This window comes from Embleya sp. L77 (assembly GCF_055557415.1).
Window position 1 is genome coordinate 932,634 of the sequence record NZ_CM145709.1, and the last position, 21,795, is coordinate 954,428.

Annotated in this window: 16 protein-coding genes and 1 pseudogene; 11 read left to right on the top strand and 6 right to left on the bottom strand. The window is 71.6% G+C overall.

Going from position 1 to position 21,795, the window contains the following annotated elements:
- Positions 1-13: 13 nt before the first annotated feature.
- Positions 14-1,144, bottom strand: coding sequence for a glycosyltransferase (locus ACZOOI_RS03875; protein ID WP_465279406.1), 1,131 nt, complete (start codon positions 1,142-1,144; stop codon positions 14-16).
- Positions 1,145-1,273: 129 nt separating this feature from the next.
- Here ACZOOI_RS03875 and ACZOOI_RS03880 point away from each other — a divergent pair, with 129 nt between their 5' ends.
- The 7 genes from ACZOOI_RS03880 to ACZOOI_RS03910 all read left to right on the top strand — a co-directional run bounded on the left by ACZOOI_RS03880 (position 1,274) and on the right by ACZOOI_RS03910 (position 12,029).
- Positions 1,274-2,470 carry a glycosyltransferase gene (locus ACZOOI_RS03880; RefSeq protein ID WP_465279407.1) on the top strand — a complete coding sequence of 399 codons (1,197 nt, stop codon included), beginning with the start codon at positions 1,274-1,276 and terminating at the stop codon, positions 2,468-2,470.
- Between the two features lie 147 nt (positions 2,471-2,617).
- Complete coding sequence (locus ACZOOI_RS03885; RefSeq protein ID WP_465279408.1) at positions 2,618-4,543, top strand: AAA family ATPase; 1,926 nt, start codon at positions 2,618-2,620, stop codon at positions 4,541-4,543.
- Complete coding sequence (locus tag ACZOOI_RS03890) at positions 4,543-5,646, top strand: glycosyltransferase (protein WP_465279409.1); 1,104 nt, start codon at positions 4,543-4,545, stop codon at positions 5,644-5,646. Before ACZOOI_RS03885 ends, ACZOOI_RS03890 begins: the two co-directional genes overlap by 1 nt.
- A complete protein-coding gene (locus ACZOOI_RS03895; RefSeq protein WP_465279410.1) occupies positions 5,643-6,728 on the top strand; it encodes a GNAT family N-acetyltransferase in 1,086 nt (361 codons plus the stop codon). The genes ACZOOI_RS03890 and ACZOOI_RS03895 overlap by 4 nt, the downstream gene beginning before the upstream one ends.
- 94 nt (positions 6,729-6,822) lie before the next feature.
- Complete coding sequence (locus tag ACZOOI_RS03900; protein WP_465279411.1) at positions 6,823-8,313, top strand: hypothetical protein; 1,491 nt, start codon at positions 6,823-6,825, stop codon at positions 8,311-8,313.
- Positions 8,304-9,482: a DegT/DnrJ/EryC1/StrS family aminotransferase gene (locus ACZOOI_RS03905; protein ID WP_465279412.1), complete on the top strand. Its 1,179-nt coding sequence runs from the start codon at positions 8,304-8,306 to the stop codon at positions 9,480-9,482. The genes ACZOOI_RS03900 and ACZOOI_RS03905 overlap by 10 nt, the downstream gene beginning before the upstream one ends.
- Before the next feature lie 354 nt (positions 9,483-9,836).
- Complete coding sequence (locus ACZOOI_RS03910; RefSeq protein WP_465279413.1) at positions 9,837-12,029, top strand: PI-PLC domain-containing protein; 2,193 nt, start codon at positions 9,837-9,839, stop codon at positions 12,027-12,029.
- A 99-nt stretch (positions 12,030-12,128) separates the two neighbouring features.
- Here the strand turns inward: ACZOOI_RS03910 and ACZOOI_RS03915 are convergent, their stop codons facing one another.
- On the bottom strand, positions 12,129-12,875 hold the full coding sequence (locus ACZOOI_RS03915) for a PIG-L deacetylase family protein (RefSeq protein WP_465279414.1): 747 nt from the start codon (positions 12,873-12,875) through the stop codon (positions 12,129-12,131).
- An 85-nt stretch (positions 12,876-12,960) separates the two neighbouring features.
- Here ACZOOI_RS03915 and ACZOOI_RS03920 point away from each other — a divergent pair, with 85 nt between their 5' ends.
- From ACZOOI_RS03920 to ACZOOI_RS03930, 3 genes and pseudogenes are all read left to right on the top strand, one after another.
- Positions 12,961-14,598 (top strand): ABC-F family ATP-binding cassette domain-containing protein, encoded by a 1,638-nt coding sequence (locus tag ACZOOI_RS03920; RefSeq protein WP_465279415.1) that lies wholly within the window; start codon positions 12,961-12,963, stop codon positions 14,596-14,598.
- Between the two features lie 56 nt (positions 14,599-14,654).
- Positions 14,655-15,543: pseudogene (locus tag ACZOOI_RS03925) on the top strand (CAP domain-containing protein).
- 195 nt (positions 15,544-15,738) lie between these two features.
- Positions 15,739-16,230: a hypothetical protein gene (locus tag ACZOOI_RS03930; protein ID WP_391589803.1), complete on the top strand. Its 492-nt coding sequence runs from the start codon at positions 15,739-15,741 to the stop codon at positions 16,228-16,230.
- A 225-nt stretch (positions 16,231-16,455) separates the two neighbouring features.
- Here ACZOOI_RS03930 and fahA read toward each other — a convergent pair whose 3' ends face one another.
- From fahA to hppD, 4 genes are all read right to left on the bottom strand, one after another.
- Positions 16,456-17,676, bottom strand: coding sequence for a fumarylacetoacetase (gene fahA / locus ACZOOI_RS03935; protein WP_465279416.1), 1,221 nt, complete (start codon positions 17,674-17,676; stop codon positions 16,456-16,458).
- A gap of 22 nt (positions 17,677-17,698) precedes the next feature.
- On the bottom strand, positions 17,699-18,571 hold the full coding sequence (locus ACZOOI_RS03940) for a hypothetical protein (protein ID WP_465279417.1): 873 nt from the start codon (positions 18,569-18,571) through the stop codon (positions 17,699-17,701).
- The gene (locus ACZOOI_RS03945; RefSeq protein ID WP_465279418.1) at positions 18,568-19,770 is read right to left on the bottom strand and encodes a cupin domain-containing protein; all 1,203 of its coding nucleotides are present in this window, start codon (positions 19,768-19,770) and stop codon (positions 18,568-18,570) included. Before ACZOOI_RS03945 ends, ACZOOI_RS03940 begins: the two co-directional genes overlap by 4 nt.
- A 114-nt stretch (positions 19,771-19,884) precedes the next feature.
- The gene (gene hppD, locus ACZOOI_RS03950) at positions 19,885-20,964 is read right to left on the bottom strand and encodes a 4-hydroxyphenylpyruvate dioxygenase (RefSeq protein ID WP_465281106.1); all 1,080 of its coding nucleotides are present in this window, start codon (positions 20,962-20,964) and stop codon (positions 19,885-19,887) included.
- A 242-nt stretch (positions 20,965-21,206) separates the two neighbouring features.
- On the opposite strand from hppD, the gene ACZOOI_RS03955 reads away from it, so the two are divergent.
- Complete coding sequence (locus ACZOOI_RS03955; protein WP_465279419.1) at positions 21,207-21,698, top strand: Lrp/AsnC family transcriptional regulator; 492 nt, start codon at positions 21,207-21,209, stop codon at positions 21,696-21,698.
- The last annotated feature ends 97 nt before the right edge of the window (positions 21,699-21,795 follow it).

Here is a 21,795-nt window from a genome sequence, read left to right on the forward strand (position 1 = left end):
CGGCGCCGCGGCGTCATCGGCGGTGCTCGTCGAGCAGCGCGATCCACGCGTCCACCACGGTGTCCATCGCGTGCCGTTCCAGGCAACGAGCCCTGGCCGCCCGGCCCATCGTGCCCCGATCGGCCAACACCCGGCGGATCGCGGCGACCAGCGCCCGGGGGTCCCCGGCGCCGGGGCCGACGTCGGCGAGCGCGCCGGTGACCCCGTCCACGACCACGTCGCGCACGAATCCGACATCGGTCGCCGCGGCGGGGATCGCGCTCATGCCCGCCTCGACGAGCACGCCCGGGACGCCCTCGCTGGTACTGGACAACACGAGCACGTCGGCCGCCCGGTACACCGGGCCCGGGTCGGCGAGGTTGCCGGTGAAGACGACCCGGCCCGGTGCCCGCCGTTCGGCAAGCGCCTCCAGGGCCGCCCGTTCGGGCCCCTCCCCGGCCACGAGCAGCCGATGGTCCGGGGCTTGGGCGCCCGCCCCGCCGGTCCCGGAGTCGGAGGCGGAGTCGGCGAGCAGCGCGAACGCCTCGATCGCGAGCGCGACACGCTTCTCGCCGGCCAACGCGCCGACCACCGCGAGCACCGTCGCCTCCGCGGGCAGCCCCAACTCGGCCCGGGCCTTGCCCCGATCGGTCTCGTCCGGCGGCGGGAACCGCTCCGGCCGGCGGCCGTTGGGAATCGCCCGCACCTGCTCCGGCGCCAACCGGTGGGTGTCCAGCAGGATTTCCCGACCCATCGGTGACACCGACGCGATCACCGCCGCGCGGCGCAGCATCACCCCGACTCGGGCTCGGCGCAGCGCGTCCTTGGCCCAGTGCCGCGGATCGCCGATGTTGACGTAGACGAATGGCGTCCCGGCGCCCGCGAGCGCGATCCCGCAGGCGTCCAGCGTGGTCGAACCGTGGGCGATCACCAGGCCCACGCCGCCCGCACGTCGGCGCAGTGCGCGCAGCGTGCGCGGGTGCAGCCGGCCGGGCCCCAGGACCGGGATGTCCATCTCACCGGTGCCCGCGAGCGCGACGATCGAGGACGCCCGGCCGCGTTCGCGCAGCGCCACGTCCAGATCGTGGGCGAACGCCTGTGAGCCCCGGCGCCGTGGGTCGGTCACGACGTGCAGGACCGCACGCCGGTCCGTCGGTGTCCCCATGAGGTGACAGGTTGTCACGAATCCCGCCCCGCCGGGGGCGTATCGATGACATGCTCAGCCGTGTGGGGTGGGGGCGCCCTGTGGTCGGCGGCTTGCCGGGGAGATGGCGGGGATGGCAGAGGTGATGCAGTGCACGTGCTCCAGGTGATCGACAGCGTGGATCGGGTCGGTGGGGCCGAGCGGGCGGCTGTGGCGATGGCGCCGCAGTTGATCCGCAGGGGAATCACGCTGGATATCGCGTATCTCTTGGATATGGACGGATTTCAACCGGAGTTGGCGGCGGCTGGCGCGTCGTTGTTCGGCGTGCATCGCAGCTCGCGGGCGGGTTCGGCGCGCGGACTCGCGCGGGTGATCCGCGACCGGCGACCGGATCTGGTGCACACGACCTTGTACGAGGCGGACATCGCCGGACGAATCGCCGCCCTGGCGACCGGCGTTCCGGTCGTGTCCAGCCTGGTGAACACCTCCTACGGTGCGGAGATGCGCTCCCAGCCCGGGATTCGGCCGTGGAAGCTGCGGGCCGCCCAGGGTCTGGACGCGGCCAGCGCGCGCGGGGTGCGCCGCTTCCACGCGTTGACCGAGCACGTGGCCGGCGTGATGTCCCGTCGGCTCGGCGTGCGCCGCTCGCGGATCGAGGTGGTGCCGCGCGGACGCGACCCCGAACTGCTCGCCGCCGCGCGGGATCGCCGCGAGCTCACCCGGGCCGCGCTGGGCCTGGGGGCGGACGTCCCGGTGCTGGTCACAGCCGCCCGGCAGGAGTACCAAAAGGGCCTGGACGTGCTGATCACCGCGTTCGCCCGGGTGCGCCGCGAGGTCCCGGACGCGGTGCTGCTGTTGGCCGGCCCGGACGGCAGCCGAACCGAGTCGCTGCGCCGATTGGCCGCCGAAACCGGCGGAATCGGGGATTCCGCCGGCGCTGCGGAGCCCGTACGGTTCTTGGGACACCGCGACGACGTGCCCGATCTGATGGGTGCGGCCGATGTGTTCGTGCTGCCCTCGCGCTGGGAGGGGCTGGGCAGCGTGCTGATCGAGGCGATGGGGGTGGGGGCGCCGATCGTCACCAGCGACCTGCCTCCGGTGCGCGAGATCACCGGGGCGGGCGACTGTGCGGCGCTGGTGCCGCCGGACTCGCCCGAGGCACTGGCGACGGCGCTGGTCGCGGCCCTGACGGAGCGGGAGAAGACCGCGATGCGCACGGAAGCGGCGTATCGACGTTTCGGCGAGGAGTACACGATCGACAGCGTTTGCGACCGGATGGTCGCGTTCTATGCCCGGGCCGTCGACCCGCGAGCCGACCGTGACGTGGCGTCAGGTCCGGTGCGGTGACGGCCACGCGAACACACCCGTTCGGATCTCGACGGAATCTCCACACTTCCGGCACAGTCCCGGGCCCGATCGGCACCGCGCGTGCTCTACGTTTGGCCTGCCCCGCGGTCTGCTCGCAGGGCGGCAACTCGAACCGGAGGGGGACCGGTGGAAACCTCTAGCTACTTCTCCGTGCTCCAGCGCCGTTGGCCGCTGGTACTCGCGTGTCTGGCGATCGGACTGCTCGCGGGGTTGATCCTGACCCCATCGGACCCCAAGGGCACAGGCAATCAGTGGACCAGCTCGGTCAACGTGGTGCCGGCGCCGAACTCGGCGAAGGAGTTCAATCTCGCGCCCGTACAACTGATGACGGACGGCGGTGAGGTGGCCCGCCGGGCGGCGAAGCGGTTGAACAACCCGGATCCGGCCGTCCTGGCGAGCAAGGTCACCTCGCAGTTGAACCCGGACCTGGGTCTGGTCCAGATCGCGGCCAAGGCGCCCAGCCGCAAGGCGGCCGAGGATCTGGCCACCGCGTGGGCACAGGAGACCGTGGCCGCGTTCGCCGAGTCGCAGCGCAGGACCCGGCAGGGCCAGGCGGACAGCATGACCGCCCAGTTGGACAAGCTCAAGACCGACATCGACGGTCTGGAGAAGAGCACCACCAACGCACCGGTGGGCAAGAAGGCCACGCTCCAGGCGGAGTTCGACGCCAAGCGCGGGCAGTACACCACGCTGGTGGGCCAACAGCAGGAGCTGGTCAACCCGCTGAACGACCCCAAGGTCGAGGTGATGGACGGCCTCAAGAGCACGCCGGACTCCACCACGAGCATCCTGGCGCCGACTTCGCGTCCGCTGCGGATCGGCCTGGCGGCGGCACTCGGGCTCGCGCTCGGGTTGATCGCGGCGCTGATGGTGGACCGGATGGACGTACGGCTGCGCGGGCGGATCCAGTTGGAGGACGCGTTCGGTCTCCCGGTGATCGCCGAGGTGCCGCGGGCGACCCGGCGTCAGCGCGCGGGGCACGCGGTGCTGGTCGCCGGCCGGCCGGAGAGCCCGGTCGCGGAGGCGTATCGCACCCTGCGCTCGGCGCTGTTGCTGTCCGGTCCGCCCGGGCTGGCCTATCGGCTCAGCGGCACCGATCCGCGGCAGACCAGGGCCACCGCGATGCCGGTGCGCCGGATCAGCGACCCGGCGCCGGTGATCCTGGTGGTCTCGCCGCGTCCGGGCGACGGCCGCACCAGCACGGTGGCCAACCTGGCCGCGGCGCTGGCCGAGGCGGGCCGCTCGGTGCTGGTCCTGGACTGCGACTTCCGCAATCCGGCGACCCACCTCTACCTGGGCGCCAAGCCGGGCAAGGGCATGTCCGAGGCGCTGCTCGCCGAGCAGGAGACCGACCTGCAGGACGTGGTGCGCGGCACGAACATCCCGAACGTGCGGGTGATCACCGCCGGCGCCCCGGCCGCCTACCCGGCCGCACTGCTGCTGCGCGCCGGCGAGGTGGTCCAGCGGGCCCGGCATCACGCGGACGTGGTGCTGGTGGACAGCGCACCGCTGTTGTACGCGAACGACACCAACGACCTGGTGCAGCACGCCGACGCGATGCTGGTGGTGGCCCGCAGCGGCAACCTGACGGCCGATCAGGCCTCCCGGGTGGGTGAGCTGTTGACCCGTACCGGGGTGCCCATCGCCGGGGTCGTGCTGCTCGGGGTGGACCCGCAACGATCGATGGGCGGCGGGCTCAAGCGCGGAACCCGCACCGGCGCGGTGGGCCGGATGGGCTCCACCGCGGGCCTGGTGCTGCGCGGCCGCTCGGCGCACGCGAGCCCGGTCGGGGACGAGGACACCGAGCGACCCGCGCCGAGTTGGGCCAAGCGCGGCGAACTCACCGAGAGTGAGCACGAGTCGCCGTCGGACAGCCGGGGGGCGCACCGCGCCGATCCGCTCGCCCCGACCGAGGAGCCGAGCGACTCCCCCGGGTTCCGGGTGCAGTCCGCGGCGGAGCGGGCGCTGCACAACGGCGCCCGGGACGGCGCGCACCTGGGGCCGCACTTCGACACGTGGTCCGGCGTCGAACTCGGCTCGGAGGAACGCTGATGGGTGACCGCGTTCGTGTCCTGTGGCTCGCCAAGGGTCTGGGGCGCGGTGGCGCCGAGCAGTTGCTGGTCAACTGCGCGCGGCACCTGGACGACGAGCGCTACGAGGTCGAGGTCGCCTACGTGCTGCCGTGGAAGGACGCGCTGGTGCCGAACCTGCGCGCCCTGGGCATCACGGTGCACTGCCTGGGCGGCGGCCGCACCTGGCCGCTGCGGCTGCGTGCGCTGTTGCGGGCGCGCGGCTACGGCCTGATCCACACGCACATGCCGGTTCCGGCGGTCGCCGCGCGGGTGCTCTCGCGCGGCGTGCCGATCGTGCACACCGAGCACAACATGTGGCCGCGGTATCGGCGGCCCACCCGGATCGCCAACGCCTGGACCTACCGGCGCAACAGCGGGGTGATCGCGGTCTCCGGCGCGGTGGCGGAGAGCATCCGACCGGCCCGACTGCGGCCCGGGACCGCGCCGACGGTGATCCATCACGGCCCGGACCTGGGCGACGCGTTCGCCGGCCCGGGCGCGCGGGAGCGGGCCCGGCAGGCGCTGGACCTGGACCAGGACGCGTTCACGGTCGGCACGGTGGCCAACTTCACGCCGAAGAAGGACCAGTTGGGGCTGCTCGACGCGCATGCGCTGCTCCGGGCCCGGCATTCGGACGCGGTCCTGGTGCTGATCGGCTCCGGGCCGCTGGAGGCGACACTGCGCGAGCGGGCGAGCCGGCCCGACCTCAAGGGCGCGGTGGTCTTCGCCGGTTCGCGCGGCGACGTGCCGGCGCTGTTGTCGGCGTTCGACGTGTTCGCACTGAGTTCGCGGCAGGAGGGGTTGCCGGTCTCGCTGATGGAGGCGATGACCGTCGGCCTGCCGTCGGTGGTGACCGCCGTGGGCGGCATGCCGGAGATCGTCACCGACGGGGTTGAGGGCACGGTGGTGCCGGCCGGTGATCCGGTGGCGTTCGCCGACGCCCTGACCGCGTTCGCCGCCGATCCGGCGCGCCGGCGGGCGTGCGGCGAGGCCGCGGCGAAGCGCTCGGACGAGTTCGATGTCGCGGGGGCGCAACGCCGGATCGAGGACGTGTACGCGCGAGTACTGGAGGGATCGCGGTGAGTGGGCCGGAGGCAGGGGGTTCGCCGTTCACCGTCCGCGAGTTGGGCAAGCACGACGAGCCCCGGGTGTTGGCGCTGCTCGGCGACGCGCTGTCGGGCGGGCCGACCGGCGAACGCACCTCGGAGTTCTTTCGGTGGAAGCATCGGGACAACCCGTTCGGCGCCAGCCCGGGCCTGGTCGCCGAGGCGGACGGCCGGGTGGTCGCGGTACGGCTGTTCCTGCGCTGGGAGTTCGTGCTCGGTGGCGAGGTGATCCGGGCGGTGCGCGCGGTGGACACCGCGACCCACCCGGACGTCCAGGGCCGCGGCCTGTTCCGCCGGTTGACCACCGATCTGCTGGAGCGGATCGAGGCGGACACCTCGCTGGTGTTCAACACCCCGAACGGCAACAGCCTGCCGGGCTATCTGAAGATGGGCTGGCACGAGGTCGGGAAGGTGCCGGTGTCGCTGCACCCGATCCGGCCGATCGCGTTCGCGCGCGGGCTCAAGGAGCTGCGTGCCACCGGCGACCTGTCCGGCACCTCGCAGTCCTGGAACTCGGTGGACCCGGCAGCGCGGTGCCGCTTCCCGACGGCGCGTCAGTTCTTTTCCGACCCCAAGGCCGCGGTGGGCTTCGACGAGTTGGTCGCCGAGGCGGACGCGGGCGATGCGGCGATCGGGCACGACAAGCTGCGCACCGCGCTCACCGGCGACTTCCTGCGCTGGCGCTACGGCGACGCGCCCGGCCTGGACTACCGGGTGGTCGCCTCGTACAAGAACGGCGAGTTGACCGGCGTGGTGTTCGGCCGCCCGCGGCTGCGCGGTCCGCTGGTCGAATTCACGCTGTCCCAGATGGTGGTGCGCCCCGGTGACCGGGACACCGCACGCAAGCTGTTCTCCGGGGTGGCCATGTCCGGCTGCGACCACGTCGCCACGCACCTGGCACGCGGCTCCGAAGCGGCGCGGGCGGCCCGCTACGCGGGATACGCCACACCGCCGCGCACCGGCATGCTGCTGGTCGCGCGGACCGTGCACCCGCATTCGATCGACGTCCACGACCTGCGCTCGTGGCAGCTCTCCCTGGGGGACTTGGAGGTCTTCTAGCCATTCGGCGGGCAGCCGCCGGACCGGTCCCGACCGGCACCCGCCGCCGCCCGCCCGACGCCGCACAGGTACGTCGTCCCTGCAAGGAGCTCCGTTGTCGTCCCGTCTTGCGCCGTACGCCCGGTGGGTGCCTCCGTCGCGACTGCCGTGGGGTTCCCTGCTCGCGCTCACCGCGGTGGGCTGCTACGTCTCGGTGTTCGCGTGGGCGATGGAGTATCGCCCGTACGACACGTGGGGCGCGCTGATCGTCTTCCCGCTGCTGCTGACCATCAGCGTGCCGCTGTTGTCCCGATTCTCCCGCGACGAACCGCCGTGGGTGCGCCGGTTGGTGATCGGCGCGCTGGTGGCCAAGCTGCTCGCCTGCTTCGCCCGGTACTGGATGTCCTTCGTGCTCTACGAGGGCCGAGCCGATGCGGCCACCTACGACCTGGTCGGGCGGGCCATCGCGCCGCACTTCCGGGACGGCGACTTCACCGTGGACATCGGCCGCAAGGTGATCGGCACCGGCTTCATCATGATCGTCACCGGGATCGTGTACGCGATCGTGGGGCAGTCGCTGCTGGCCGGTTACCTGGTCTATTCGTGGCTGGGGTTCTGGGGCCTGTACCTGTTCTGGCGCGCGTTCAACGTGGCCTATCCGGACGGCGACCGGCGCCGCTACGGCAAGTTGCTGTTCTTCCTGCCGTCGCTGCTGTTCTGGCCGTCCGGGATCGGCAAGGACACCTGGATGATGTTCACGCTGGGCATGGCCGCCTACGGCGTGGCGCTGCTCCTGGTGCGCCGGCGTGGCGCGTTCGTCTTCCTGATCCTGGGCGCGGTGGGCACCACGATGGTGCGCCCGCATGTCACGGTGCTGCTGCTGTGCGGACTGTGTGTCGGCTATCTGCTGCGCAATCGGCCGCAACAGGCGTCCGCGCTGGGCCCGTTGCGGGCCGGGTTCGGGATCCTGGTGCTCGGCGTGGGCTGTGTGCTCGCGCTCCAGCAGGTCGGCACCTTCTTCGGAACCCCGGGCATCGGGGCCGCGCAGGCCAATCAGGTGATCGCCAAGACCCAGACGCAGACCGCGCAGGGCGGTTCGGCGCAGGCGGTGGACGACTCGGCGGCGCTGTCCATCTCGCCGGCCGCGCTGCCGCAGTCGCTGGTGACCGTGCTCTTCCGGCCGTTCCCGTTCGAGGCGCACAACATCCAGGCGCTGGTGGCGTCGCTGGAAGGCGTGGTGCTGATGGGGCTGTTCGTGGTCGCGCTGCCCCGGTTGAAACGCATCCCGGGTCTGCTGATCCGAAGACCCTACGTGGCCTTCGTGATCGTCTACACGCTGGTGTTCGCGCTCGCGTTCGCCAACATCCGCAACTTCGGCATCCTCACCCGCGAACGGGTCCAGGTGTTCCCGTTCGTGCTGGTGTTGCTCGCGGTGTCGAAGCCGGATCGCACCGATACCGACAAGGGCGGGAGTTCGGAACGCAGGCGGCGGCGCACGGTGGGGCGGCATTCGCCGGCCACCGCGGCCGATGCCATGAGTGGGGAAGCAAGTTCGACCAGTCCGGGGTATCCCGGTGAATCCAGGGGGGATGGGGTATGGCGGTGACCGGCAAGCCGGCAGTACTCGGTGGGGATGCGATGTTCGCGGAGGGGCTGCCGCTGACCCGCGTGCAGGTGCCCGAGCGGGAGGAGTTGACCCGGCGGCTGGACGCGATCCTGACCAGTGGTCAGCTGACCGACGGGTCCACGGTGCGCGAGTTGGAGGAGACCGCGGCGGCGCTGCTGGAAGTGCCGTACGTGGTGGCGGTGTCGAACTGCACGAGCGGGCTGATGCTCACGCTCCAGGCGCTGGGGGTGAGCGGTTCGGTGGCGATGCCGGGGTTCACCTTCTCGGCCACCGCGCACGCGGCGCACTGGGCGGGGGCGACCCCGGTGTTCGCCGAGGTGGACCCGGACAGCCTGACCCTGGACCCGACCGACGCGGCGGCGCTGCTGGCCGAGTCGGGCCCGTCCGCGTTGATGGCCACACACGTGTACGGGACGCCGTGCCGGGTCGAGGAGTTGGCGAAGGTCGCGGCCGACGCGAACGTGCCGATCGTCTACGACGCGGCACACGCGCTGGGCAGCCGGCGCGCGGGGACGCCGATCGGCGGCTTCGGCACGGCGGAGGTGTTCTCGCTGAGTCCGACGAAGGTGGTGATCGCGGGCGAGGGCGGGTTGATCGCCACCCGCGACGAGGGGCTGGCGCAGGCCTGCCGACTGGGCCGCGGGTACGGCAATCCGGGCGACTACGACTGCCTGTTCCCGGGGCTGAACGCGCGGATGTCCGAGCTGCACGCGGCGTTGGCGCTGGTCTCGCTCCGGGGCCTGGCGGAGCGGGTGGCCACGCGCTCGCACCTGGTGGGGGTGTTCGCGGACGCGGTGCGGGAGGTGCCGGGGCTGCGGCTGCCGGCGCTCGCCGAGGGCGACGTGTCCACCTGGAAGGACATGACCCTGATCGTCGACCCGGACGCCTTCGGCCTGGACGCACCGACGCTGGCCCGGGCGCTGAAGGCGGACGGGATCGACTCGCGCCGCTACTTCCACCCGCCGGTGAACCGCCAGAAGGCGTACGCGCACCTGCCTTCGCGGCCGTTGCCGATCACCGACGACGTCTCGTCGCGGGTGTTGACGCTGCCGCTGTGGTCGCACATGGACGAGCCGACGGTTCGCCGCGTCGCGGACGCGGTGATCCGACTGCATGCGCACGCCGGCGAGGTCCGGGTGGCCGGCTAGACCCGCCCGACCCGCCTGCGGCCCGCCGGGCGTCACACGCCGCCCGGACCATTGGCCTCAGACGCCGGCCGGGCCGACGGACGTTCGCCCGGCCGGGCCGAAGGCGGTTGGTCCAGCCGGAACAGCGAATACTGCTTCGGCCGGACCGACGGGTGTTGGTCCGGCCGGGCCGGGGAGTACTGCTTCGGCCGAGCCGAGCCGGGCCGAGGCGTGCCGGTCCGGCCGGGCCCTCGGGCCTTGGTCGGCCGGGCCGCACGAATACTGCCTCGGCCCGGCCGTTCCGCATGCGTCCGGTCGGGCTGAATTCGGCCCGGCCGGCGTTTGAGGCCATCCGGGCGGGGCGACCGTCGGGAGATGGTGGCAGGCCGATGGGTGATCGCGCTGCGGGTGGCCGCGGGGGTCGTGGTCGTGCTCGCCGTGGTCGTGCTCACGGCAGCCGGCACCGCCCGCAGCACCGTGCTCAACCGGGCCTTCTATCAGGCGGCCCTGGACGACGAGCGCGCCTACAACCGGATGTACGACGAGGTCCTGGTCGACCCGGCGGCCGAACAGGTCACCCGCGACCTGCTGGCCCGGATCCCGGTGCCGCCGTCCGTGGTCACCGCCAACCTCAAGACCGTGCTGCCACCCGCAACCCTGCGCGGCATCGTGGACGATCAGATCGCCAACACCATCGGCTATCTGCGCGGCGAACAATCGACGCTGCGCCTGACGGTGGACCTGCGCCCGGTGCTGGACAACGTGGGCAACCTCGCCGAGCTCTACCTCGGTGATCTGATCGCCAATGTGCAGGGCCGGCCGTCGGCGGACTTCGCCGCGTTCCGATCCGGCCTGGACGTCGCCCTCGACGATCTGGCCGCCGGGCGCCGCCCGACCGACTTCCCCACCTTCGCCCTGGATGCCTCGAGCATCGCCACGACCACCGACGCACTGGTGGCGATCGTGCCCGCGGACGTCCGGACCCAGTTGCGCGCCCAGGTCACCGCCGCGCTGGCCACCGGCGACATCGCGGGCGCGCTGGCGGTGGTCGGGCCGTACGTACTGGGCGGCAGCGCCGGCTCGGCCGGTTCCGACCTGGCCGCCCGCACCGACGGCGGACAGTGGGACGTACTCCCCGATCTGGAGCACGCCGGCCTCAACCTGAGCAGCATCTCGACCGCGCGAAGCTTCACCGAACTCGCACTGGGCACGGTCCAGACCCTGGCCACCGTGCTCGGCATCGCCGCGGTGGTCCTGCTCTGGGTCACCGGCCCGCAATCCTGGTCGCGCCGGGTGCCCGCGATCGCCTGGGCGCTGGCGATCGGCGGGGTGCTCTCCGGCGCGCTCGTGCTGCTCATCCGCTCGCGGCTGCCGAATGTGCTGGCCGAACCCTCGCCGAGTTGGCCGGCCTCGGTCAATGCGCTGGTGAGCGACGTCCAGCAGGCCGCGATCTCGTCGCTGACCCGCGTCGGCCTGTTCGCCGCGCTGGTCCCGCTCCTGCTGGGTCTGGTTCTGGCCGCGGGCGCGTGGAGTTGGCGGCGGGCGGCCGCGCGCCGTGCGCTCGACCTGCCGCCGCGGCACCGGATCGCGATCGCCACGACGGTGGGCGTGTTCGCGGTCGCCACCGTGGTCCTGGGCGCGACTGTGGTCCCGGTCGCGGCGGGCAGGACCGAGGAGCGGCACTGCCTGGGCTCGATCGAGCTGTGCGAGCGCCGCTACGACGAGGTCGCCTATCTGACCACACACAACGCGATGGCCAGCACCGCCGACCGGTTCATCGGCCCGCTCCAGGATCCGGATGTCGTCGCGCAGCTCAACGCGGGCGCCCGCGGGCTGCAACTGGACACCTACACCTGGGAGTTGCCCGATCAGGTGCAACCTCGACTGAGCCTGTCCAGCTTCGCGCCGGACATGCAGGCCGAGATCCTGCGCCTGATCGACCTGGCCAACCCGCCGCGCCCGGGCCTGTGGTTGTGCCACGCGCTGTGCCGCGCGGGCGCGATCCCGCTGGCGCCGACGCTGCACAAGATCGGCGCCTGGCTGGACGACAATCCCGGGGAGGTGGTGACGCTGATCCTGCAGAACGACATCACCGGCGAGCAGACCGAGCAGGCGTTCCGCGAGGCGGGCGTGGAACGGCTGCTGTACACGCCGTCCCCGGATCCCGCGGCGAAGTGGCCCGAACTCGGGGAGATGGTCCGCAAGGACAAACGCCTGGTGGTGTTCGCCGAGCGCGGCAGCGGTCCCGCGCCGTGGTACCGCAATTTCTACGAATACGGCATGGAGACGCCGTTCACGTTCACCTCCCCCGCCGAGATGTCGTGTGTGCCCAACCGCGGGGGTACCGACAAGCGGCTGTTCCTGCTGAACCACTTCATCACCAACCTGGGCGGCAGCCGGTTGGACGCGGGTCTGGTCAACGCCCGGCAGTACGTGCTCGACCGGGCCCGCGCATGCGAGGCGCAGCGCGGCCGGCCGGTGAACTTCGTCGCGGTGGACTACGCCACGATCGGCGACGCGGCGGGAGCGGTGGAGGTGCTCAACGCCACGCGCCGCGAATCGCACTGAGCCGCGGCGGTACCCGACCGCGGCTCGGTCGCGCAGCGCCGGGTCGATCGCTGCCCATGCGTCGTCCGGGCAGCGTACCGAGCACTCGTCAGCTGATCGTCATGCCATCGGAAAGACTTCGAACGCGGCCGCGAACCGGGTGCCCAGGCGCCCTCCGGCCGCCCGGCCCATGCCCTCCAGGAACTCCCCCGCGTCCGCCATCTGCGCCTGGCCCAGCCCGGCCAGGTAGGCCGCGTGCGCCTCCAGCGAGGCGACGCCGAGGGCGAAGTCCTCGGTGGTGTCCACCGCGTGTCGCGCCTGCGGCGAACCGCTCGCCCACACCGCACGCACCCCGCCCCACGGCTCGTGCCCCTCGGCGAGCAGCTCGCGGAACACCCAGCGGTTGCCCGCGTCGCGCACCGCGTCCACGACCGCCCGGCCGACCGCGATGTGGTCGGCCTGGTTGAGCATGGCCCCGCCCCAGGTGTCGCGGAAGTTGCCGGTGATCACGATCTCGGGCCGGTGCCGGCGGACCACGCGGGACAGGTCGCGGCGCAGCGGCAGGCCGTATTCGAGCACGCCGTCCGGGTAACCGAGGAACTCGACCGTGTCCACGCCGACGATCCGCGCCGACTCGATCTGTTCGGCCTCGCGCAGCGGGCGACACTCGTCCGGATCGAGCCCGTCGATGCCGGCTTCGCCGCTGGTGACCATGACGTACGTGATGTGCTTGCCCTGCCGGGTCCAGCGGGCGATCGCGGCGGCGGCGCCGTATTCGAGGTCGTCCGGGTGCGCCACGATGGCGACGGCGCGCTCCCAGTCCTCGGGCAGCGCCTCGTACGGTTCGGGCCGGGGTTCGGTGGTCATCGCTTGGTCCTTCCCAGGTGGCCGCACGGGCCGGTGCTACGCGGACGTCGTCATCCTGCCGGCGGCCGATAGGATTCATATCCTCATGAGCGCCACAGTCGTCGTCAAAGACCTTGCTGCCGGACACGGTGACCGTGTCCTGTTCTCCGGATTGGACCTGGTGATCGCCCCGGGCGATGTGGTGGGCCTGGTCGGGGTGAACGGCGCGGGCAAGTCCACCCTGTTGCGGCTGCTGGCCGGCCTGGCCGAGCCGGAGGCGGGGTCCATCCACCTGAGCCCGCCGACCGCGTCGGTGGGCCATCTGCCGCAGGAGCCGGAGCGCCGGCCGGGCGAGACGGTCCGGACGTTCCTGGCCCGACGCACCGGGGTGGCCGCCGCACAGGCCGCGCTCGACACCGCGACCGAGGGCCTGGTCGAGGGCCGCGCGGGCGCCGACGACGAGTACAGCCTCGCGCTGGATCGTTGGCTGGACCTGGGCGGCGCGGACCTGGAGGAGCGGGCCGAGGAGGTCGCCGCCGATCTGGGCCTGGCCGTGGACCTGGATCGGGAGATGACCGCGCTCTCGGGTGGCCAGGCCGCCCGCGCGGGTCTGATGTCGCTGCTGCTGAGCCGCTACGACGTGTTCCTGCTCGACGAGCCGACCAACGACCTGGACCTGGACGGTCTGGACCGGTTGGAGAAGTTCGTCACCGGGTTGCGTGCGGGCACCGTGGTGATCAGCCACGACCGCGAGTTCCTGGCCCGCACGGTGGACCGGGTGGTCGAGCTGGATCTGGTCCAGCAGCAGATCCGCAGCTACGGCGGCGGCTACGACGCGTATCTGACCGAGCGCGAGGTGGCCCGCCGGCATGCGCGCGAGGAGTTCGACGAGTACGCCGACAAACGCGGCGACCTGGAGGCCCGGGCCCGGATGCAGCGCGGGTGGATGGACAAGGGCACCCGCAACGCGCGCCGCAAGTCCACCGACAACGACAAGATCAGCCGCAAGACCCGCTCCGAGGCGAGCGAGAAGCAGGCGTCCAAGGCGCGGCAGACCGAGCGGATGATCGAGCGCCTGGATGTGGTCGAGGAGCCGCGCAAGGAGTGGGAGCTGCGGATGGAGATCGCCGCGGCCCCGCGCGCGGGCGCGGTGGTGGCCACGCTCAACGGCGCGGTGGTCGAGCGCGGCGGCTTCACGCTGGGCCCGGTGACGCTGCAGATCGACTGGGCGGACCGGGTCGCGATCACCGGCGCGAACGGCGCGGGCAAGTCCACGCTGCTCGCGGCGCTGCTCGGGCGGGTGGAGTTGACGGCCGGTCACGGCGCGCTGGGCTCGGGTGTCGTGGTCGGCGAGGTGGACCAAGCGCGTGGGCTGTTCCTGGGCGACCGGCCGCTGCTGGACGCGTTCTGCGCGGTGGTGCCGGACCTGCTTCCGGCCGATGTGCGCACGCTGCTGGCCAAGTTCGGGCTCAAGGCGGCGCACGTGCTGCGCCCTGCGGCGACGCTGTCCCCGGGTGAGCGCACGCGTGCGGCGCTGGCGCTGCTCCAGGCCGAGGGGGTCAACCTGCTGGTTCTGGACGAGCCGACGAACCACCTGGACCTGCCCGCGATCGAGCAGTTGGAGTCCGCGCTGGAGTCCTACGAGGGCACGCTGCTCCTGGTCACGCACGACCGGCGGATGCTGGACGCGGTGCGCACCACCCGGCGGATCGAAGTCGCGGACGGCCGGGTCACCGAGCCCTGATCCGGGTCGTGGACGGCCGGGCCACCAGGTCTGATCCGTCGTTAGAATCCGAGGTCATGAACGAACTGCCGCCGGGTGCGAACCAATCCCTGCCGGGCGGCGTGGTGCGCGTACGCGTGCCCGGTCCGTTCGACATCTCCGCGTTGATCACGGGTGAGGATCGACAGGTGTCCGGCGACGCGGACTTCGTCTTCTTCAACCAGCTCTCCGCACCCGGGGTGCGCCTGGGCGGGGACACCGTCACGGTGGACCCGAGCGGCCTGCGGGCGGGCGCCGTGCGGGTGACGGTGGTGGTCAGCCCCGCCGACACCACGCACACCCTGGGCGAGTTGCCGCCGCCGGCGATGACGCTCACCGGTGCGGGCGGCACGCTGTTGGCCCGGTTCACCCCGCCTCGGCCGCGTACCGAGACGGTGCTGTTGTTGGCGGAGATCTACCGGCGCGGCGCGGGCTGGAAGGTGCGCGCGCTGGGTCAGGGGTACGCGGACGGGCTGGCCGGGATCGCTCGGGACTTCGGCGTCGAGGTCGAGGAGGAGACGCAAACCCCGGCGGGGCTCACCGAGTTCCAGCGCGGGGTGGTCGAGCTGACCAATGCCGAACGGGCCCGGCACGGTCTGGGTCCGCTGGCCCCCGCAGCCACAACTGACCGCGTGTGCACAGGCATTCAGTGCGGACATGATCAGCCGGGCGTTCTTCTCGCACACCGATCCGGACGGCCGCGAGCCGTGGGACCGGGCGATCGCGGCGGGCTACCTGTACAGCCGGATAGGCGAGAACATCGCCTGTGGCCAGCGGAGCCCGGCCGAGGTGGTGCAGGGTTGGATGGATTCTCCCGGTCATCGCAGGAACATCCTCACTCCGGAGTTCACCGAGATCGGTGTCGGGTATGTCACCGGCGGCACCTACGGCACCTCGTGGACCCAGGTCTTCGGCACCCCGCGCTGACGCCCCGGAGCCGGTGTCGGCGGCGGCTCGATTGACCCGAATGGGTACAAAGGCGAAGTCGGTGCCGGCGGCGACCGGAACGTTGTCGTTCGGGTACGGGCACCGGGTCGCCCAGGGGCGCCGAACCGGCAACCGGGTGCGAGGGGCCTCGATGAGGGTGCGCCATACTCGGTTGTTCGAGGCGAGGGAGATCACGTGCAGCTTGAGTTGGATCCGCCTTACGGCGTAGGGCCGATCAAGATCGGCATGTCCATGGACGAGGCAGAGGCGGCTCTGCGCGAACTCGGAGGAGATCTGTCGGGACGCACTCGTGGGTTCGCCCACTTCGGTGCGGACCTCTCGATTCATGTGGTGAGCGACAAGGACGGACTGGTCGAGGCGATCGAGGTGCACCGGTCCGAGGACGACTTCGCGGACACGGTGTTGTGTCTGGGCGTCGACGTCTTCGGCACGCCCGCCGTCGACGTCACCCGACTGCTCGGTGAACTGACACCCGTGCGGGTGGAGACCGAGGGCGCGTCGCTGGTGGCCCCGGAGCTGCTGGTGGCCCTGTGGCAGCCGTTCGTGCCCGGCCACGGCAACAACAACGGCGTGGTCGGCGAGGGCCTGTACTTCCGTACCGCACTGGTGGCCGGCCCCGGCTACTACGACAAAAGCGGCGAACATCGGGCGATCCGGACCGGATGATCCGCCGCGCATGACCGGGACGAGGGTCCGCACCGGGTGGCTCGCCCGCCCCTGCGGACGCTCGTGGCCGGCATCGACGGCAACCCGCGGCCGGACGGCCGGGAGCTCACGGCAGAGCCGCACGAGGCCGCCGTGGCCCCCGGTACGGGCCGCCGCGAGCACCTCGTGGAATTCCTGCACGCAGCGAAATGCCGGCTCCCGCAAGTTGCGGGAGCCGGCATCGAGTCAGCGCGCCGTCAGGATGCGTCCGCTTACCTCGCCGAATCCGATACGAGTGCCGTTCGGGCCGGGAGCGGTAGCGGTGATCGTGACCTCGTCGCCGTCCTCCAGATAGGTCCGGGTGGACCCGTCCGGGAGCTTGAGGGGGTTCTCGCCGTTCCAGGTGATCTCGATCAGCGCACCGCGCTGATCCGCCTCGGGGCCGCTGACCGTGCCGGAGGCGAACAGGTCGCCCGGGCGCAGCGCCGCGCCGTTGACGGTCATGTGCGCGAGCTGCTGCGCGGCCGTCCAGTACATCGCCGCGAACGGCGGCCGGGAGATCAGGTGACCGTTGAGCCGGACCTCCAGGGCCAGGTCCAGGCCCCATGGTTTGCCGGCGCGGTCGTCCAGGTAGGGCAGTGGCTCGACGTCGCGCGCGGGGGGTGCCACGCGCGCGGCGCCGAGTGCTTCGAGGGGCACGATCCACGGCGACACCGACGTGGCGAAGGACTTGCCCAGGAACGGGCCGAGCGGAACGTACTCCCAGGCCTGGATGTCGCGGGCGGACCAGTCGTTGAGCAGGCACACCCCGAACACGTGGTCGGCGAAGTCGCCCAGGCCGACCGGGGTGCCGAGTTCGGAGCCGGTGCCGACCACGAAGCCGACCTCGGCCTCGATGTCCAGTCGGCGGGTGGGCCCGAACGAGGGCGCCGCGTCGGTGGGCGCCTTGCGCTGCCCGCTGGGCCGCACGATCGGCGTATGCGAGACGACCACGGTGCCGGCCCGGCCGTGGTAGCCGATGGGCAGGTGCTTCCAGTTCGGCGTCAGCGGCTCGGAGCCGGGGCGGAAGATCTTGCCGAGGTTGGTCGCATGGTGCTCGGAGGCGTAGAAGTCGACGTAGTCCGCGACCTCGAACGGCAGCCGGAGCACCACCTCCTGACGCGGGATCAGGTGCGGTTCGACGCTCGCCCGCAGGTCGGTGTCGGTCAGCCAGGTGGTGAGCGAGGCACGCACCGCGCTCCAGGTCGCCCGGCCGGCCGCCATCAGCTCGGTCAGGCTCGGCGCGTCCAGCACGTCGACCGGCGCGCCCACCGCGTGTGCCGCCGCGCCGGCGTCCAGCACGAAGTCGCCGATCGCCACACCCACGCGCGGCCGATCCGGTTCGCGGTCGGTGGTGAACACGCCGTACGGCAGGTTGTCGATGCCGTACACCGTGTCGGTCGGCAGCGGGACCCAGGTGGTGGGCATGGCGTGGGGCTCCTCGATCGGATCAGTCGCGGTGGTTCGGGGGCTCGCCGAGCAGACCGAGCGTGAGCGCGTCCTGGAGCGGCTCGGCGACGCTACAGGTGCCGTACGAGGTCAGGTAGCCGCGCAGGCGGGTGCGCTCGGTCAGGGTCAGCTGGTGCGCCATCCGGGTGAGTTCGGCGCTGTCGCGGATCGCGAGCACGTCCGCGAGCGCGTCGGATTCGGCGCCGGCGACGGCGTGGTGGGTGGCGAGCAGCAGGTTGAGGTAACCGTGGTGCTCGAAACCCGTGGTCGGGTCGGTGTGCCGCACGGCGTTGTGCAGCCCGGCCGTGACCTTGAACGGCAGTTCGCGGATCCGGCACGCGTGCACGAACGCGGCCAGCTCGGCCTCGTCCGGGAACGCGTGCGCGGCGGTACCGCCGGTGCGGAACTTGGGCCGCCCGTACGTGCCGGCGAGATTGTCCAGGTCTGCGTCGAGGCCCGCGCCTTTGAGGACCTCGACGTAGCCCGCCGTCATCTCCGGCAGGTGTTCGTGCAGCGCCGCGACCGCCTTGCCGATCTCGCCGTCGCCGGCGACCTCGATGCCCTCCAGGATCAACCCGGGGGTGTTCAGGATGGTGCGTACCGCGGGCCCCACCGTGGCGGGGCCGCCGGGAGCCACGAGCACGATCCGCAGCGGTGCGTCGGGATCGGCGAGGTCGAGCAGGTCGGGCACGTGCGCCGTGCCGACCAGGAAGCTGCGCACGAACGGTGCGAACCACTCGGTGCGGTACAGCCGGTGGGCCGGCACCGCCTCGGCCATCGGGGCGTTGCCGGGCGGGAACAGCGCCGCGTCGTCCCACAGTCCGGTGAACAGGGCCTGGTGCAGGGTCTCGGGGGCGTCGGTGGGTGCGCTCATGGTCGAGGCGCCTTCCCGGCCCAGGTCCACGCGTAACCCGGATCCTCGCTCGCGATGCCGCCCTCGCCGACGCCCAGCGGCCGGAAGGTGTCCACCATGACCGCGAGCTCGTCGAAGAACTCGATGCCGATGCTGCGCTCGTAGGCACCGGGCTGCGGCCCGTGCGAATGCCCGCCCGGGTGCAGCGAGATCGAGCCCTGGCCGATCCCGGACCCCTTGCGGGCCTCGTAGTTGCCGCCGCAGTAGAACATGACCTCGTCCGAGTCCACGTTGGAGTGGTAGTACGGCACCGGGATCGACAGCGGGTGGTAATCCACCTTGCGCGGCACGAAGTTGCAGATCACGAAGCCCTCGCCCTCGAACACCTGGTGTGCGGGCGGCGGCTGGTGGATCCGGCCGGTGATCGGCTCGAAGTCGGAGATGTTGAACACGTACGGGTACAGGCACCCGTCCCAGCCGACCACGTCGAACGGGTGGGTGGGGTACACGTAACGGGTGCCGGCGATCTCGCCGCCCAGGCCGCGGTGCTTGACCAGCACCTCGACGTCGGTGCCCTCGGCCAGCAGCGGCTGGACCGGCCCGCACAGGTCGCGCTCGCAGAACGGCGCGTGTTCGAGCAGTTGGCCGAACCGGGACAGGTAGCGCTTGGCCGGTGCGATGTGCGAGTTGGCCTCGATGCAGTACGCGCGCAGCGGTTCCTCGGTGCCGGGCACCCACCGGTGGGTGGTGGCCCGCGGCAGGATCACGTAGTCGCCGGCGCCGACGGTGAGCGCGCCGAAGACGGTCTCCACCGTCCCTGAGCCGGACTCGATGTACACGCACTCGTCGCCGAGCGCGTTGCGGTAGAGCGGGGAGGGGCTGCCCGCGACCACGTAGGAGATCCGTACGTCGCCGTTGCCCAGCACCAGCCGGCGGCCGGTGACCGCGTCGACCGCCTTCCACTCGTTGTCCGCGAACAACTCGTGCAGCTTGAGGTGGCGCGGCTTGAGCGGGTGGTTGGCGACGATGCTCTGGTCGGGGACCTCCCACACGCTCGCGTCGGCGATGGCCGAGGGGATCGCGCGGTGATAGAGCAGCGAGGAGTCGGAGGAGAAGCCCTCCTCCCCCATCAGCTCCTCGTAGTACAGGCCGCCGTCCGGGCGGCGGTGCTGGGTGTGCCGCTTCGGCGGCACCTCGCCCACGCTGCGGTAGTACGCCATGACTGCCCGACTCCTCCGTCCGCTCCCGGTGCCCTGCCGGCCCGACTCCCGTCGGCCGCCCCTCGCACGCGACGGGCGGCCGACGGCCTGGGTCCTGATCCTTGGGGACCGGACCTAGAGGTTGCCGCGCCGCTCCTGCTCGCGCTCGATCGCCTCGAACAGCGCCTTGAAGTTCCCCTTGCCGAAGCCGAGCGAACCGTGCCGCTCGATCAGCTCGAAGAACACGGTCGGCCGGTCCTGGACGGGCTTGGTGAAGATCTGCAGGAGGTAGCCGTCCTCGTCGCGGTCGACCAGGATCTTCAGTTCGCGCAACGTCTCGACCGGTACCCGGGTCTCGCCGGCCCATTCCCCGAGCGTGTCGTAGTAGCTGTCCGGAGTGGACAGGAACTCGACGCCCATCTCGCTCATCGCGCGCACCGAGGCCACGATGTCGCCGGTGGCCAGCGCGATGTGCTGCACGCCCGGGCCGCCGTAGAACTCGAGGTACTCGTCGATCTGCGACTTCTTGCGGCTGACCGCGGGCTCGTTGAGCGGGAACTTCACCCGGTGGTTGCCACTGGTGACCACCTTGGACATGAGCGCGGAGTACTCGGTGGCGATGTCGTCGCCGATGAACTCCTTCATGTTGGTGAAGCCCATGACGCGGTTGTAGAAGGAGACCCACTCGTCCATCCGGCCCAGTTCGACGTTGCCCACGCAGTGGTCGATGGCCTGGAAGTAGCGCTTGGGGTGGTCGGCCGGCTTGCCGCGGAACAGCGGCTCGGCGGCGACGAAGCCGGGCAGGAACGGGCCCTTGTAGCCGGACCGGTCCACCAGCGTGTGTCGGGTCTCGCCGTAGGTGGCCAGCACCGCGGTACGCACCGTGCCGTGCTCGTCGCTCTCGTCGTGCGGCTCGACCAGCACGGTCGCGCCGTTCTCCCGCGCGAAGGCGATCGCCTTGTCGACGTCGGGGACCTCGATGGCGATGTCGGAGACGCCGTCACCGTGGGCGGCGGTCGCGACGCCGACCTCGGTGCCGGCGTGAACCTCGCCGGTGATGCGGAAACGCGCCTTGCCGGACACGAGCACGTACTCGGCGACGTCGCGGCACCCGGTCTCGGGCCCGCGGTAGGCGACGCAGGTCATCCCGAACGCCGTCGAGTAGTAGTGCGCGGCCTGTTTGGCGTTGCCGACGAAGAAACGAACATGGTCCATCGCGACGACCGGGAAGGGGTCTCCCGCCGGGTCGTGCTCGACGGCGCCGACGAGGGCGTCGGTGTCTTCAAGGGTGGTGAAGGTGCTCATGACGCGCGATCCCCTCGGAAAGGAACGGATGCCGGAAGTACACTTCCGAATGCAACATCTGACAACATCAACCCCGGGAGCTGTGCACATTGCCTAGGTGAGGCGGCCATATGCGAGACGATCTTCAGGATTCGCGCAGTAAGCTCGACGAATTGGACGTGCGTCTCATTCGGGCGGGCCGGCAGCACCCACGTGCGGGCATGTTGGAGCTGTCCCGGGTGATCGGGGTCTCGCGTGCCACGGTCCAGGCCCGCCTGGAGCGCATGGAGGCCGCCGGAGTGATCACCGGCTACGGCCCCGAGGTCGATCTGGTCGCCGCCGGATACCCGGTTCTGGCCTTCGTCACACTGGAGATCGCCCAGGGCGGCCTGTCCGGCGTGGCCACCGCACTGAGCGCGGTCCCCCAGGTGCTGGAGGCGTACGGCACCACCGGCATCGGCGACGTGCACTGTCGGATCGCCGCCACCTCCAATCAGGACCTGCAACAGATCCTGATCGACATCAACCGCATCCCCGAGGTGGTCCGCTCCACGAGCGTGATCGTCCTGTCCGAGGTCGTCCCGATGCGCACCCTCCCCCTCCTCGAAGCCCAAAAACGCCCCCGCCCCACCCGCGTCCCAGCCCTGCGCGAGGACCCGTCGTAGCCATGGGCGCGTCCGGCCTCGGCCCGGTTTCGTTCCCCTCGTGCGGCCACCGGGTCGCGGCGAGTGTCCGTTCGGGACGCACCACGGCCCCGCTGCA

Excerpts from the sequence above, each read along its gene's own strand:
- hppD (WP_465281106.1), bottom strand. The coding sequence starts at position 20,964 with ATGGACCATGTTCGTTTCTTCGTCGGCAACGCCAAACAGGCCGCGCAC.
- ACZOOI_RS03910 (WP_465279413.1), top strand. The coding sequence starts at position 9,837 with ATGGTGGCAGGCCGATGGGTGATCGCGCTGCGGGTGGCCGCGGGGGTC.
- ACZOOI_RS03920 (WP_465279415.1), top strand. The coding sequence starts at position 12,961 with ATGAGCGCCACAGTCGTCGTCAAAGACCTTGCTGCCGGACACGGTGAC.
- ACZOOI_RS03890 (WP_465279409.1), top strand. The coding sequence starts at position 4,543 with ATGGGTGACCGCGTTCGTGTCCTGTGGCTCGCCAAGGGTCTGGGGCGC.
- ACZOOI_RS03905 (WP_465279412.1), top strand. The coding sequence starts at position 8,304 with ATGGCGGTGACCGGCAAGCCGGCAGTACTCGGTGGGGATGCGATGTTC.
- ACZOOI_RS03945 (WP_465279418.1), bottom strand. The coding sequence starts at position 19,770 with ATGGCGTACTACCGCAGCGTGGGCGAGGTGCCGCCGAAGCGGCACACC.
- ACZOOI_RS03875 (WP_465279406.1), bottom strand. The coding sequence starts at position 1,144 with ATGGGGACACCGACGGACCGGCGTGCGGTCCTGCACGTCGTGACCGAC.
- ACZOOI_RS03940 (WP_465279417.1), bottom strand. The coding sequence starts at position 18,571 with ATGAGCGCACCCACCGACGCCCCCGAGACCCTGCACCAGGCCCTGTTC.
- ACZOOI_RS03915 (WP_465279414.1), bottom strand. The coding sequence starts at position 12,875 with ATGACCACCGAACCCCGGCCCGAACCGTACGAGGCGCTGCCCGAGGAC.
- fahA (WP_465279416.1), bottom strand. The coding sequence starts at position 17,676 with ATGCCCACCACCTGGGTCCCGCTGCCGACCGACACGGTGTACGGCATC.